Annotated in this window: 11 protein-coding genes; all 11 read right to left on the bottom strand. The window is 71.5% G+C overall.

The window, feature by feature from the left end; translation table 11 throughout:
• Nucleotides 1-13 precede the first annotated feature (13 nt).
• Nucleotides 14-853 (bottom strand): ABC transporter permease, encoded by an 840-nt coding sequence (locus AB0G28_RS25010; RefSeq protein ID WP_361093436.1) that lies wholly within the window; start codon nt 851-853, stop codon nt 14-16.
• Complete coding sequence (locus tag AB0G28_RS25005) at nt 850-1,791, bottom strand: ATP-binding cassette domain-containing protein (protein ID WP_361093433.1); 942 nt, start codon at nt 1,789-1,791, stop codon at nt 850-852. Before AB0G28_RS25005 ends, AB0G28_RS25010 begins: the two co-directional genes overlap by 4 nt.
• A 152-nt stretch (nt 1,792-1,943) precedes the next feature.
• Nucleotides 1,944-3,683 (bottom strand): GDSL-type esterase/lipase family protein, encoded by a 1,740-nt coding sequence (locus tag AB0G28_RS25000; protein ID WP_361093430.1) that lies wholly within the window; start codon nt 3,681-3,683, stop codon nt 1,944-1,946.
• Between the two features lie 16 nt (nt 3,684-3,699).
• Nucleotides 3,700-6,846: a family 78 glycoside hydrolase catalytic domain gene (locus AB0G28_RS24995; RefSeq protein ID WP_361093426.1), complete on the bottom strand. Its 3,147-nt coding sequence runs from the start codon at nt 6,844-6,846 to the stop codon at nt 3,700-3,702.
• A gap of 90 nt (nt 6,847-6,936) precedes the next feature.
• Nucleotides 6,937-7,287, bottom strand: coding sequence for a UBP-type zinc finger domain-containing protein (locus AB0G28_RS24990; RefSeq protein WP_361093423.1), 351 nt, complete (start codon nt 7,285-7,287; stop codon nt 6,937-6,939).
• Between the two features lie 296 nt (nt 7,288-7,583).
• Entirely contained in the window at nt 7,584-7,916 is a 333-nt protein-coding gene (locus AB0G28_RS24985) for a helix-turn-helix domain-containing protein (RefSeq protein ID WP_361093420.1), read from the bottom strand.
• 744 nt (nt 7,917-8,660) lie between these two features.
• Complete coding sequence (locus AB0G28_RS24980) at nt 8,661-8,819, bottom strand: hypothetical protein (RefSeq protein ID WP_361093417.1); 159 nt, start codon at nt 8,817-8,819, stop codon at nt 8,661-8,663.
• Nucleotides 8,820-9,004: 185 nt separating this feature from the next.
• Nucleotides 9,005-10,852 (bottom strand): RICIN domain-containing protein, encoded by a 1,848-nt coding sequence (locus AB0G28_RS24975; RefSeq protein ID WP_361093414.1) that lies wholly within the window; start codon nt 10,850-10,852, stop codon nt 9,005-9,007.
• 210 nt (nt 10,853-11,062) lie between these two features.
• Entirely contained in the window at nt 11,063-12,511 is a 1,449-nt protein-coding gene (locus tag AB0G28_RS24970; protein ID WP_361093411.1) for an arabinofuranosidase catalytic domain-containing protein, read from the bottom strand.
• A gap of 36 nt (nt 12,512-12,547) precedes the next feature.
• The gene (locus AB0G28_RS24965) at nt 12,548-13,579 is read right to left on the bottom strand and encodes a LacI family DNA-binding transcriptional regulator (protein ID WP_361093408.1); all 1,032 of its coding nucleotides are present in this window, start codon (nt 13,577-13,579) and stop codon (nt 12,548-12,550) included.
• A gap of 4 nt (nt 13,580-13,583) precedes the next feature.
• Entirely contained in the window at nt 13,584-14,954 is a 1,371-nt protein-coding gene (locus tag AB0G28_RS24960) for an RICIN domain-containing protein (protein ID WP_361093405.1), read from the bottom strand.
• Nucleotides 14,955-14,998 lie beyond the last annotated feature (44 nt).

Here is a 14,998-nt window from a genome sequence, read left to right as displayed (position 1 = left end):
GCGGGGCACCAGGTCAGGCGTCGGTCCGCTTCAGCCGGTAGGCGGCCCCGCCCAGCGCCAGCACCGTCCAGCCCAGGAACACCACCAGCCCGGCCGTGGGTGACAAGGAGGCGCTGTCGTGGGTCAGGGCGTACATCGACTGGCCGGCGTTGCTGGGCAGGTACGGGCCGATCTTGTCCTGCCAGCTCGCGGGCAGCAGCTGCATCAGGCCGGGGATCAGCATCATGACCGCGACCAGCACCGAGATGCCGCCGGCGACCGACCGCAGCAGGGCACCCAGCGCCGCCCCGATGACGCCGACCAGGCCGAGGTAGAGGGCCGCGCCGAGCAGGCTGCGCACCACGCCCGCGTCCGCGAGCGTCCTCGCCGCGGGCGTGCCGGACACCATGCCGCCGGCGATCACGAAGGTGACGAACACGCCGACGAGGCCGATGACCGCCGCGACCAGGCCGAACACCGCCGACTTGGCCCACAGCACCGGCAGGCGGCGCGGGACCGCGGCCAGCGTCGAGCGGATCATGCCGGTGGAGTACTCGCCCGCGGTGACCAGCACCCCGAGCACGCCCAGCGCCAGCTGCGCGAAGGTCAGCCCGAACAGCGCCAGGCTGACGGCGGTGGCGTTGGCCAGCTCGCCACCCATGCCTTCGGTGGAGGCGGGCCGGGGGGTGTACTGCGCGGCGGCGATCAGGCCGAAGGCGACCAGGAACACCAGGCCGAGACCGAGGGTGATCCAGGTGGAGCGCAGCGACCACAGCTTCGCCCACTCCGAGCGCAGGACCCGCGGCCCGGTCACGCGGTAGGCCGGGCGCGCGGGCCGTTCGACGCCGGCCGGGGACTCGATGACGGTGCTCATGCGGCCCTCCGGATCGTCTCGACGTTCGTGGTGGTGGTGCCGTGGTACTCGACGGCGTCGCGGGTCAGGTCCATGAACGCCTGCTCCAGCGAAACGGTCCTGGCGGTGAGTTCGAACAGCGCGACGCCGTGCTGGGCGGCCTTGATCCCGATGGTCCGGGCGGACAGGCCGGTCACCTGCAGCTCCTCGGAGCCGGCCTGGCCGGTGATCTCGACACCCGGTCCGGCCAGGATCTCGCGCAGCCGGGCCGGGTCGGCGGTGGCCACCTTGACGGTGTCGCCGCCGGCCTCGCGGACCAGGTCGGCCACGGTGGTGTCGGCCAGCAGCCGGCCGCGGCCGACGATGACGAGGTGTTCCGCGACCAGCGCCATCTCGGACATCAGGTGCGAGGACACGAAGACCGTGCGCCCGTCGGCGGCGAGCGAGGTGAGCAGGTTCCGGATCCAGAGGACGCCCTCGGGGTCCAGGCCGTTGACGGGCTCGTCGAGCATCACCGTCGCCGGGTCCCCCAGCAACGCGGCGGCGATGCCCAGGCGCTGGCCCATGCCGAGGGAGAACCCGCCGGCCCGCTTCTTCGCCACCGACTGCAGCCCGGTCAGCTCGATCACCTCGTCGACCCGCCGTCGCGGGATCCCGTGCGTGTACGCCTGGGCCAGCAGGTGGTCGAACGCGGACCGGCCGGGGTGGATCGACTTGGCCTCCAGCAACGCCCCGACCTCCTGCAGCGGGGCGCTGTGCCGGGCGTACCGGCGGCCGTTGACGCGCACCGAGCCGCTGGTCGGGGCGTCCAGCCCGATGACCATCCGCATCGTGGTCGACTTGCCCGCGCCGTTCGGGCCCAGGAACCCGGTGACGGTCCCGGGCCGGACGGTGAAGTCCAGGTGGTCGACGGCGGTTTTCTCCCCGTACCGTTTCGTGAGCTGGTGTGCCTCGATCATCGCTCGTCCCCTGTGGTCCCGCGGGCCGGACATCCCCGGCCCGTCTCGAACCCCACGCTAGGAGCGAGACCGGCATCATCCGTGGTACCGCCGGAGGAACTTCGGCGTGCGGGTAGTACCGCGGTACTACCCGCACCCTCCGAAGTGGACGTTCAGAGCTTGCCCAGCGGGACGGCCGCGGCCATCGCGGCGTAGCCCGCGTCGCCCGGGTGGAGGTGGTCACCCGAGTCGTAGACGGCGCGCATCGCCTCCGGGTCCGCCGGGTCGCGGACGGCGGCGTCGAAGTCGACGACGCCGTCGAACACCCCGCCGTTGCCCCGGATGAAGGCGTTGACCTGGTTGCGCGCCGCCATGTGCGCGTCGCTGCTGCAGCTGCACCCCTTGATCGGGATGAGCGTGCCGGCCAGCACCCGGATGTGGGCGGCGTGCAGCTCGGCGGCGATCTCCTTCAGCCCGGCGATGACGTCCTCGGCGCTCGTGCCGCTGTTGATGTCGTTGATGCCTTCGAGGACGATCGCGGTCCGCACCCCAGTCTGGCTGATCAGGTCGCGGTTCAGCCGGGCCAGGGCGTTGACGCCGGCTGTGCGGCCGTCGGGGAGGCCGCTGAAGGCGTCCTGCAGGATCCGGTTGCCGGAGATGCCCTGGTTCACCACCGCGCGGCCCGGCATCCGCCGGGCGAGGAAGTCCGGCCAGCGGCTGTTCGTGTTCGGGGTGGAGGACCAGCCGTCGGTGATCGAGTCGCCGAACGCGACGACGGCACCGGTGCCGCCCGGCCCGGTCACGTCGATGCCGGACAGGATCGTCCAGAAGCCGAACGTGCCCGCCTGCGGGAACGCGACACCGTCTCCGGTGTGGTCCCCGGTGCCGTCGGCCGTGGTGTACATCTCCTGCAGCGCGACGCTGTGCATGGGCGCGTTGGTCACGGTGCCCTTCAGGTACAGGCTCACCAAGAGGTCCGCGCCGGCGGGCACGGAGAACGGCAGCGGGTCGCTGACCGCCTGGCCGCCCGCGGGCAGCGCGGCTTCGCGCCGGCCGCCGAAGGTGAGCGTCACCGGCGTGCGAACCGGAACCGCGCCGATACTCCGGACGGCGATGGTCGCGTGGCCGACCGTCAGCGGCCCGGGGTTGTAGGCGTTGTCCAGGCGGATCCGCACCTGGGTGCCGCCGCGGCTGGTGTGCTCGACCATCCGCAGCGTGCGTTCGGTCCAGGGCCAGGGAGCGAGCCCGTCGTCGGTCGCCGTCGCCCAGGTCGCCGTCCAGGGACCGGTCGCCGGCCGGGTGCCGATCGAGAAGACGTGCAGGCGGCCGCCCGAGGTGATCTTGGGCAGGGTGACGGCGGTGACCGGGACGCCGGCGTCGAGCGGGACCGAGACGGTGTAGAGCTTGGCGGGGACCGCACCCGGGCCGTCCGGGGTGTTCCAGTGCGGGAACGCCACGGTCAGCCGGCTGCTCGGGCCGACGATCCAGTCGGGCGCGCCCAGCCGGAAGTCCTGGACGTGCCCGTCGGCGTACTCGAGCTGCCCGGTGCCTTCGGTCGACGCGCCCGTGCTCGTCACGAGGAAGGACAGGGCCGCGCCGGTGAACCGGCCGCGGATGCGCTGGCCGTCGGCGACGACGTTGTCCGGCGTCCCCGGCGCGGCGGCGGGCAGCCGCAGCTGCGCGCCGTCGACGGTGATGACGCGGCCGCGGTCCCAGCCCGCGGCCGTGACGTCCTCGGCGACGAGGCTGTGCCCGAAGCCGTCGATGTCCGCGGCGGCCGGCGACGCGGCCGGACTGGTGCTCGCGTTGTCGAAGGCGGCGGCGAGGTCCGGGTAGGTGACGGCCGCGTCCGCCGTCCCGGCCGGGACGAGCAGACCCGCGGCCAGCAACGCGGGAAGCAGGATCCGTTTCAAGGCGTCCTCCAGGGGGTCACGCGCAGTGGTGGGCGGTGAACTTCGACGTGCCGGCGCCGACCGGGATCCGCTTCCCGGTGGGCAGGGTGACCGTGGCCGTCGCGTTGGCGGGCACGGTCACGGTGAGGTCGAACCGGCAGCCGGTCTGCGTCCAGTCGGAGGCGACCAGGCCGCGAACCGTGTCGATGGACGCCGCGACGTGCCCGAGTCCGGCGGGCACCTGCGGGGCGATCGAGATCGCCGCGTACCCCGGCGCCGCGGGCGTGATCCCGGCGAACTGCGTGTAGAAGGCGGCGTTGATCCCGGCGAACATCGCGTGGTCGTGGGTTTCCATGCCGGACTCGTACGTCCACTGCTCCCACGGCGTCGTCGCCCCGCGCGCGATCTCGTAGCCGAAGCCGGGGTAGGTCTTCTGCCGGAGCACGGTCAGGGCGACGTCGATCCGGCCTGCCTTGGCGAGCGCCTCGGGCAGGTAGCGGGTGCCGAAGATGCCGGTGTCGAGGTGCCCGCCGTCCTTGGTCAGGATCGTGTCGACGAGCTTCGCGCCGACCGCGGCGACCTGGTCCGGCGGCACGATCCCGAAGGCGAGCGGGAGGATACTGGTCGTCTGCCGTCCGTCGCCGTAGGTGGCGCCGACGAGGAAATGCGCGTTGAACGCGGCGGCGATCGCGGCCGCCAGGTCCCCGAAGTGCGCCGCGTCGGCGGGCTTTCCCAGTGCCCGCGCGGCTTTCGCGACGTCGTCGGCCTGCCGGTAGGACAACGCGGTGTTCACCAGCGAGCGCTCGCTGAAACACGCTCCGGCGGACGGATTTCCCTGTCCGCCGTTGGCGTTCGGGCTCCGGTCGGGCGGGCACCAGTCGCCGAACCCGCGGTCCTCCGGCCAGATGAGGCCCGGGTAGGTGGCGGCGTTGGTGTCCACGAACGCCTTCATCCCCGGGTAGGCCGCGGCCAGCCGCGAGAGGTCGCCGTACTGCTCGTAGAGCGACCAGGCCAGGTCGACCGAGCCGCCGCCCATGTCCGGCAGCTGCGCGTTCCCGTCGTCGCTGGGCAACGCCGTCCCGGGCGGCAGGTCGAGCAGGTACTTGCCGTAGAAGGCATCCATGCCGAAGTCGAGGACGGACGCGTCGTGGTAGGCCTGCACGTCCATGCCCGGCGGCGTCCGCTCGTCGCGGACGGGGTTGTCGGTGGGCAGGCTCATCGAGTTGTTCAGGACCGCGCGCCGGTTGTTCGCCCAGATCGCGTTCAAGAGCGGGTCGGAGGTTTCGACGTGCCCGGTGGCGGCGACGTCGGCGTGCACGACCCGGCCGAGGACGCTGCCGAGGTCCGGCTTACCGGGATAGCCGGTGAGCTCGAGGTAGCGGAAGCCGTGGTAGGTGAACCGGGGCTCGTAGACCTGGACCCCGGGCGCGGCGCCGAGCGTGTAGGAGTCGGTGGACGCGGCGTTGCGGTTGGTCGTCGTGTCGAGCATCCCGTCGGCGGTCAGCTCCTCCGCCGTCCGCAGGCGGACAGTCGTGCCGGACGGCCCGGCGACGCGCAGCTGTGCCCAGCCCGCGAAGTTCTCCCCGAAGTCGTAGACGTACACCCCAGGACGCGGCTGCTTCATCGCGACGGGCCGGATACCGCGGACGACCCGGATCGGCGGCGCGGTCGAGCCGGTGAGCGACGGGCTGGGGGCGGCCGCGGTGCGGACGGGGTGCCAGGCCGAGTCGTCGAAGCCCGGCCGGTCCCAGCCGTCCTGCTGGAGCCGGGCGTCGTAGCTTTCGCCGGCGTAGAGGTCGTTGGCCGTCACCGGACCGTCCGACCACCGCCAGGATTCGTCGGTCGTGATCGTCCGGCGGGTCCCGTCCGCGAACGTGACGACCAGGGCGACGATCCCCTGCTTCGGCCCGGTCCAGCGGAACCCGTACTGGCTGAACCGCGGCCCGTACCCGTTGCCCAGCCACAGCCCGGCGGCGTTCCGTCCTTTGTGGACCTGACTTGTCACGTCGAAGGAGTCGTACAGGGTGCGTTTGTCATACGGCGTGCTCCCCGGGGCCAGCACCTGGTCGCCGACCTTGCCGCCGTTGAGGTGGAGTTCATAAAAGCCGAGGCCGTAGACGTAGGCGCGGGCGCTCGCGACGGGCTTGTCGAGGACGAACTCGTGGCGCAGCAACGGCGCGTCCGGCGACTGGGCGAGCAGCAGCGGGTCGCCCTGGGGTTCGAGCTGCCCGCCCGTGACCGCGGCGGCGGGAAAGTGGGAGTCCGGTGTGGACGAGAAGTCGTCCGAGAACAGCGATGTGCCGTCGAGGCCGTGCACGGTCAGGTTGTCGTAGGCGGCGGCTTCGGGCACGCCTTGGCTGACCGAGCTGCGAAATCCGATGGTGCCCACGCGGACCGCGTCGACCGAACGGGAGTCCACCTCGGTGCCGTCGATCTTCGTGACGACGGTGCTCCCCCGCGCTTCGATCCGCAGGTGGTGCGGTGCGTTGACGGTCTGCGGGGTGATGACCGCGCTGACGTCGGTCTCCCCGAGGAGCGCGAACGAGCCGTGGCTCTTCACGTGCGGCCGCAGCAGCACTTTGCCCGTCGCCTCGGCCGCGTTCACCTGCCACATCAGGAAGTCGTCGGGCCCGGCGGCCCGGAAGACCACGCCGGCGGCCGCGGCCTTGATGGTGAAGTCGACGTCCAGGACGAAGTCCTGCCAGGCGTAGGCGTTCCCGGTGTCCGGCGTGATCCACTTCGCCCCCGCCCAGTCGGGTCCGGTCTCCCACCACGCCGGGTCGGCCTTGGCCGGAACAGCCCCGCGGGCGCCCCACACTTCGACGGTCCAGTAGTTCCGCTTCCCGGCGGCCGTGGCGGGCCCGCGGTAGGGCACGGCGACGGAGTCCGCGCTCGCGACGCGGCCGCTGTCCCAGACGTCGGCCCGATGTTCGGCGAGCAGCCGCGGGCTGCTCGCGACGAGGATCCGGTACGCCGTCTGCCGTTCGCCGGGTCGTGCGGAGCGCAGTTTCCAGCTCAGCGACGGGGTCGCGCGCGCGGACAGGGGGTTGACAACGTTGTCGACGCGCAAGTCGAAGGCCCGGAACGTCGATTCGGACGCGACGGCGTTCCCGGACGACACGTTCCCGGACGACATCAGGAGGAGGGCGGACAGGACGGCGAGCAGCACGCGATATCCCGGCATGAACGCTCCACATCGTTGTTGAAACGTTTCAAGCCAGAATAGCACCGACCCGGCAGCCCGAACAGGCTGTCAACGAGACAAGAACCGGGACTATTGGTGCAGGTGCTGCGGCCAGTCCCGGGGCACGCGCCCGGCCGGGCCCGGCGCGGCCTGGGTGAGGGGGCGGTGCTCCGGCCCGGCGAGCGCGGGCCCGGATTCGTACAGCACCTGCTCGTCGTAGTCCCAGAACCACGCTTCGCCGGGCTCGAAGCTGCGCGCCATCCGGTGCCCCGTCCCGGTGGCGTGGGCGCTGGCGTGCTGGCTGGGCGAGGAGTCACAGCACCCGATGTGGCCGCATTCCGCGCAGCGCCGGAGGTGGAACCACCAGCCGGGCGGGTCCGCGGCCTCGCAGTCCGCGCAGCCCGTGCCGCTGGGCGGTACCGAGGGATCGATTCCTTGCATGCGCACTCCCGTGGTCACCGGTCTCCCTGCCCACCTTAGGTGCTGCTGCCCAGCGGGCGCGGGTCAACATCGAGGCCCGCACGGAGACCGTACCGGCCGTGGCCCGGTTCGCCGAGGGCGAGCAGCCCTCGGCGAAAGGAGATCACGCTGGTCCCGTCGTGCGCCGGGTTCGAGGGCCGCGGCCGGAGGGCAGGCCCCGCTCGTCGTGCTCGAGCGCGGGTGATCCATCGGTTCGGTCAGGCAGGCGATGTCGCCGACGAACCGCTGACCGGCACGTCGGCGGTACACCTCGCGGTTCAGTCGGCGGGCCGGGACCCGGCGTTGCGTCGTTGGGCTTCGTGGAGCTGGTCTTCGAGGGAGATGATGCGGCACGCGGCGTCGATGGCCGTGCCCTCGTCGACGAGCTGCCGTACCCGCGCGGCGATGCGCAGCTGGTGGCGGGAATAGCGGCGGTGCCCGCCGGCGGAGCGCTGCGGGGTGATCAGGCCGGCTTCGTCGAGACTGCGCAGGAAGTTCTGGGTGGTGCCGAGCATTTCCGCGGCCCGGCCCATGGTGTAGCCGGGAAAGTGCTCATCGTCGAACTTGTCGGCCGGTCTGGGCGCGGCCGGGTCGGTTTGGTCAGGGATCATTCCACCTCCACATCACAAGGGACCCCGGGTGCCAAGCACGGCACCCGGGGTCCCGAGGGTTGGGTTTCACCATTGTCAACCGACGCGACCGCCGGCTTCCTGTACTCGCGTCCGGCGCAGAGGCCGCTGACGCGGGGATCGCTGATTCGTAACCGAGAACCACCTGCCAATCCGATGGGACTGCGGTACCCGCGCGGCACTACTGCCCAGCCGCCGCGGGCGATCCAATGATGTGCCCTTTCCCTTCTTTCCTGTGTTTCCTTCTTGCTGGGTACTACTTTCGCGGTGATCACCGGCCGGAACCCTTCCACTGATCGGCCCCAGCACGCGTAACACCGCGTACTACCTTGCTCCGCGGGCGCTTGAACTCCGCCCGCGTCCTGCACTACTTCACTTCAGAGGACCGTTACCGCTTACTGCATCTTCACAACCGGTCCTGGGCACACTTCGCGGGTAGTTACGTCCTCTCCCGCGCCTGATTGACGTTGTCTCTCTCGGTACAAGGAGGACTCTACACGCGCCCAGTGCCGAATGTCTAATCCGGCCGCCATAGATTTACTACGTGACCCGATCGAGGTACTCCACCTCGGCAGTCGCAGGTCTGCTCGAGCCGCCGAACCGCGGTGGCTTCGAGGATCGCCGCGGTGATCACCGAACCGACCCCGGCGCCGTGGTTGGCGGCCCCGGCAGAACCGGCCGGGGACGTTCGGCGCGGCGTCCGGTGGCAGCCCGGCCCTTCGTCGATCACCCCGAGTACGACGCGGCCCCGCGAGCCGAGGTGGCCTGCCGCGGCCACCGGCGGTTCCCGCCGTGCGGCGGGCATCCCCACGCGGACGGCGCGAGCCGTGCCGGGCTGGTGTGGGTCACGGCGTTGCCGACGAGGTTCGTGATCACCTGCCGCATCCGTGCTCGTCCATCGTGACCAGGACCGGCTTCCCGGCGCGTTCCAGGATCAGCTGCTGCTTCGGCGCGGTCCGGCGCGCCGCCGCGGTGGCGGTCATGGTTTCGGCTGTGCCAGGCGAAGCTGCGAGCAGCCGGGACGCGACCTCGAAGAAGCCTGGGAATCCGGGGACTCCCCGGCTTCGCCGTCAGCCGGCCGGGGCGATCCCCCACAGGCGCCAGGTCTGGTTGAGCGGGCTGCCCTGGGTGACCGCCCGGCACGGCCACTGGATGAGCTGCGCCCGCGCGGCCGTGGAGGCGCCGTTCACGTCGACGCACTTTCCGCTGTGCCGCGCGGCGAGCTGGTAGTCGTGGGCGTCGTTGCCGCTGTAGGTCACCTTGCGCAGGGTGAACTGCTGGTTCTGGGCGCCGTCCGAACAGCTCCCCTGCTGGACGGCCGCCGCGTCGGCGGTCGACGCGCCCGCCACCTCGAGGCACTTGCCCGACTGCTGGTTGACCAGCGTGTAGGTGCCCGCGACGCCGGCCACCGGGCGGAAGTTCCACTGCTGCTGGTCACCGCCCTCGCAGGGGAACTGCTGCTGCCGGTTGCCGTCGGCGGTGTTCAGGTCGGTGTTGTCCAGGCACTGCTGGGAGTGCTGGGCGACGGCGACGGACGGGAACCCGGCGTCCCCGGGCGGGAGCAGCGTGATCGTGTAGCTGTCGTCGACGTTGGTGTGCGGGACGTTGACGGTCACCGCGTTGCCGGAGACCGTCACCACCGAGTTCTGGACCGTCACCGGGCCGGCAACCGCGGCACCGCCGTTGTACGGGATCCGCTGGACGAGCACCCGGACCTGGTTGTTCTGGACGATCCCCGTGGTGCTGTCCAGGCGCCGCAGGGCCACCGCGACGTTGCCGGTCGTGCGGCCGCCGCCGACCAGGACCTTCGCGGTCCCGCTCGCCTTCGTGGCGAAGGCGTCGTACGACCCACTGGGCGTGGTGGACACGATCGAGCCGGTCTGCGAGCCGTAGAACTTGTACACCCACCACTCGCCCTTGGGCTGGTACTGGCCCGCCGAGGTGCGGACGAGCAGGTTGGCGAGGTCGTTGTGCAGGTTCCCGCCGCTCGCCCAGTTGGCGCGCAGGCCGTCGGCGCCGGCCCGCTCCAGCCGGGCGATGTACCACGAGCCGTCGCCGGGGTTCTGCTCGTTCGACGCCCCGTACTCGTTGATCTGGTACGGCCGCGGGTGCGGGATCCCGCGCGAGCCGAGGGACGCGTCGGCCGCGGCGGCGTTCGCCACCGGATCGCCCGGCAGGGAGTGCCAGCTCACGATGTCCGGCACCGTGGCGGAGCCGCGGACGAAGTCGAGGTACTGCGTCCACCAGCTCGCCGAGGTCGACGGGACGCCGGCGAGGCTCGGGCCGACGATCGCCTGCGCCGGGAACGCCGCCCGGATCCGCTGGTACGCACGCTGCCACATGGTGAAGTACTGGCTCTGCGGCCGGTTCCAGAAGATCGAGATGTTGGGCTCGTTCCAGATGTCCCACTCCACCGGGGCGCCGGTGGCCCGCACGTCGTTGATCAGGCGGGTGAGGAAGTTGTCGTAGTCGGTCCAGTCGCCGTTGTCGCCGGGGAACCGCGAGATCGGGTAGCCGTCCGCGCCCCACACGTCGTGCACGAGCAGGACGAACTGGCCACCGAGCGAGCGGGTGCGCAGCAGCTGGGCGCGCGTGGCGTTCCACCGCCGGTCGTACCGGCCCGACACCCAGCCGCCCGGGCTGTCCAGCTGCGCGCCACCGGCCCGCATCGCCTGGAACTTCACGTCGCGGAAGAAGTGGTCGGGCGGGGCCGAAGCGTCCTCGGTCATGCCGTAGATCCAGCCGGATGCGCGGTAAGACGGCGAGCCGCCGGCGACGGAGAAGTCGACCGAGACCGACTCGTCCGCGGCCCGGGCCGGCTCGGCGAGAGCCACGGCGGAAGCACCGGTCAGTGCTCCGGTGATCAGGAGGGCGGCCAGGCCACGACGGACGCGCGGCCGCTGACGCGAGAGGTCCACAGTCGACTCCTTTGGCGGTGGACGTGCGGAGGTCGACGGCCGGTCATCGAACCGGTTCGACCACCAAAGAAGGTACGCTGCAGGGAATTCACCGACAATCGGCCAAATGGAGGCGAACCGGTTCGGCGGGGCTGGCATGTCTTGAACGACTCTTTCCTGTCGTCGGACGACAGGAAAGAGTCGTTCAAGACGTCGGGCGGGTCCGACGGCTCAGCGGTAGCCGGCGGCGACGACGTTCGCCTGCACCGCGTTGTCGGTCGAGTCCGACGGGTAGCCCGCGACGATCGCCCCTTCGTAGAACGTCCCCGCGCTCAGGTTGGCGCCGCCGCCGGGCTTGCAGCAGTCACCACCGCTGCCCAGCACGATCGCCCCCTGCTTCTTCATCGGGCTGTAGCCGCCGGGGAGGCCGCCGTCCCACATGGTCGTGAGGCTGCCCGACTGGGCGTTGCTGCCCTTGAGCGCGAACCGGGACGTGCCGTTGTTCTTCAGCATCGCCGTGACGAACTTGCTCGGCAGCGCCCGCTGGTTCGGGTTCCACTGCTGGCTGCCACCGGGATACAGGCCCCACTCGAGGTCGGCCTGCACCCACGGGCCCGAGCCCTGGCAGCCGCCGAACCAGCACTCCGTGCCGAAGTTGATCGAGTCCATCGCGCCGGCCGCGTCGGCCTTCCTCGTCGTCTCGCTGTTGCCGTAGTCGAAGCAGCAGCCGCTGTTGACGTGCGTCCCGCTGGTCACCATGTACAGGCCCTCCGGCGCGCTGCCGGTCGGCACGCCGGTCAGGTGACCGTCCCGCCAGTAGCTGTTGCCGGGGTTGATGTACAGCGAGTACGCCTTCGAACCTCCGACCGTCAGGGACTCCGTCGTCGCCTTCGCCGGGCTGCTCTGGTTGGACCCCGGCACCACGCTGGATCCCTGGTACCAGAGGTCGTTCCCGCGCCCGGACTGGTCGTAGACCACCGTGATGACGCAGTTCGTCCCAGCGCAGAAGGAGTCCTGGGCGGCCGCGTCGGCGGTCCCGCCCGCCGCCCGCACGGCGATGTTCCTCGTCGTGTTGTCGGACGAGCGCCGGACCTGGTAGAGGTTGCCGGCGTAAGCGCCGTAGAGGGCCCGGACGGTGCTGTGCGCGGCGACGCACGGCGTGCCACCCGACGCGTAGATGTCGCACGGCGCCGTGCCGGACGGCGGTGGCGGGGTCGTGGCGACGCTCCACCGCTGGTTGCTCTGGCCGTTGCAGGTCCAGATGATCACCGCGGTCCCGTCGGCCGTGCCGCCGCCGGTCACGTCCAGGCAGAGCCCCGACTGGACGCCGGTGATCGTCCCGTCGGCGTTCTGCCGCCACTGCTGGTTCGCCTGGCCGTTGCACGACCAGATGATCACGGCCGTCCCCGGCGCGGTCTTGTTGCCGGAGGCGTCCACGCACCGCGTGCCGTTCAGCGTCCGCAGCTCGCCGGCCGCGGTGAACTCGTACGCCTGCCCGGCCTGGCCGGAGCAGAGCTGGATCTCCAGCGGCGTTCCCGCGGTGTCGGTGCCGCCCCGGACGTTCAGGCAGCGGCCCGACGCCGCGCTCACCAGCGGGGCGGGCGCCGCCGAGGCCGGCGCCGCCCCGGTCAGCACCGCCAGCACCATCGCGGCCACCATGACGATCACACGAACGGTCAAGGCTCCTCCTCGAGTTGTCCGTCCACAAGGGACGGCTCAGGCCGACTTGCGGGGTACCAGCCGGGTGTCGAGCACCGTGCACCGGCGCGGGGGCGAGCCGTCGATCATCGCGAGCAGCTCGCCGGTCATCCGCGCGCCCATCTCCTCCACCGGCTGGCGCACGGTGGTCAGCGGCGGATCCGTCCAGCTGCTGATCGGCAGGTCGTCGAACCCGACGACGGCGACGTCCTCAGGGACCTTCCGGCCCGCGCGGCGCAGCGCGCGCAACGCGCCGACCGCCATCATGTCCGAGGCGGCGAAGATCCCGTCGACGTCCGGACGGCGGCTCAGCAGCCGGGACGTGGCGTAGTCCCCGGACGCCTGCCCGAAGTCACCGAAGACGACGAGGCCTTCGTCGTACCGGCCGGCCCGGGCGACCGCCTGCCGGTACCCGAGCAGGCGGTCCACGCCCGCGGTCATGTCCTGCGGCCCGGCGATGGTCGCCACGGTCTGCCGTCCGCCGTCGAGCAGCCGCTGGGTCGCCAGCCGCGCGCCGCCCTGGTTGTCGGCGTCCACGTACGACAGCCGGTCCGAGCGGCCCGCCTGGACCGGCCGCCCGCCGAACACCACCGGAATACCGAGCCAGCCCAGGTCGAGCGGCCGCCTGCCGTGCATGCCGACCACCAGCGCGCCGTCGACGTGCCCGCCGTCGAGGAACCGCAGGACCGGCTCCTGGTAGTCGTCCGTCGCCGGGACGGTGAGCAGCACGAGCTGCAGGCCCACCGCGGTCAGCTCCCGGCCGACCCCCGCGGCGATCCGCGGGAAGTAGGGATCGGTGAACAACCGCGGCACTTCCTCGCACACGACCAGCGCGATCGAACCGGTCTGCCGCGAGGTGCTCGCCCGCGCCGCCCGCTGCCGGGCGTAGCCCAGCGCCTGCATCGCGGACTCGACCTGCTTGCGCCGTTGCGGGCTCACCCGGGGAAAACCGTTGAGCACGCGGGAAGCGGTCGCCGTCGAGACCCCGGCCGCCCGCGCCACGTCGGCCAACGTGGGGCGGAGCAGCCGGGGGGATTCAGTCGTGGACACGGGCTCAGGCTCGCTGGAGCTGGAACCGCTGGTTCGGGTTGCCGGTGAACGTCCACTGGGAGATCCGCGCGCCGTCGGCGGTCGAGACTCCCCACACGTCCAGCGCCAGGCCGCTCAGGCGGTTCACCAGGCTCACCGAGCCGTCGCCCTGGTCGACCACCCGCCACTGCTGGGCGGAGTTCGACGCCTGGGGTTGCTGGCTGACGTCCGCACCGCTGTTCGCGTTCGCCACCTGGAGCACCAGGCCGCTGTGGCGGGCCCGGATCCAGTAGTAGCCGTCACCGGTGTCGACGAAGTCGAACTGCTGGTTGAGCCCGCCGTTGGCCGACATCTGCTCGATCAGCGCCCCGGCCGCCGTGGACGAGCCGGTGATCTCGACGAGCTTGCCGCTGTGCTGGGCCGTCAGCTTGTAGTTCACGCCGGTCTGGACCGGCGGTGGCGGCGGGGTGGACGGGCCGAACTGCGTGATGAACTTCCACACCTCGCCCGAGGTCCAGGTCTGCCAGCCGCTGCCGCCGCCGTCCTTCGGACCCGGGTCGTGCCCGCCGTCGAAGGCGGCCCAGACGACCGGGTACCCGGCCCGGCAGCCCGAATAGGCGGTGACGATGTGGGTCCGGCTGCCGGGCGACGGCTCCGGCGGGTTCTGCGGGGTGCAGCCGTTGTTGCGGACGAACTGGTCGCGCAGCTGGCGCCCGGACGAGATGGGCAGGACGTTGTCGCCGATGCCGTGCATGCCGATGTACGCGACGGGCTGGGTACCGCCGCTGCACCCGCTGAGGTTGGCCCCGGAGTAGACGGCGACCGCGCGGAAGACCGTCGGCCGGGCGCAGGCGAGCGCGTAGCTCATGGCCGCGCCGTAGCTGAACCCGCCGGCGAAGACCTGCGAGGTGTCGACGCACAGGGCGCCCTCGAGCTGCTTCAGCAGGTCGTCGATGAAGGTGACGTCCTGGCCGCCGGGGTTGGCCCAGCCGTTGCCGTTGCCCTGCGGCGCCACGAAGATCGTGTTGTTGCCCGAGTTGTCCGCCAGCCGCCGGAGCCCGTAGTAGGACCAGTTGTAGCCGTCGGTCCCGCCCGAGTCGACGTCGTTCATGGTCCCGCCACGCCAGTGCAAGCCGACGAACAGGCGATACTGGTGGTTGTTGTCGTAGTTGTTCGGCACCCGCAGGATGTAGCTGCGGTTCTGGCCGCCGCTCGAAATCGTGTGGTTGCCACTCGCCAGGCCCGGGGCCTTACCGCAGCCCGCCGTCGCCACGGCCGACACTGCCACGGCGGGCGACGCCGCGGCCGGAGCGGCAGCCTGCGCCGTACCGCCCACGCCCAAGGCGAGCACGGCTCCCAACGCGAGTGACGCGAACAGGGATCTATGAGTCACCATCACACGGCTCCCTCTGGTGTTCGAACATCGTTGTCCTGCAGGGG

The organism is Amycolatopsis sp. NPDC021455 (assembly GCF_040640995.1).
In the GTDB taxonomy this organism is placed as follows: Bacteria; Actinomycetota; Actinomycetes; order Mycobacteriales; family Pseudonocardiaceae; genus Amycolatopsis.
The sequence above is the reverse complement of the archived record's forward strand: the minus strand, read 5'-3'. Positions and strand labels throughout refer to the sequence as shown.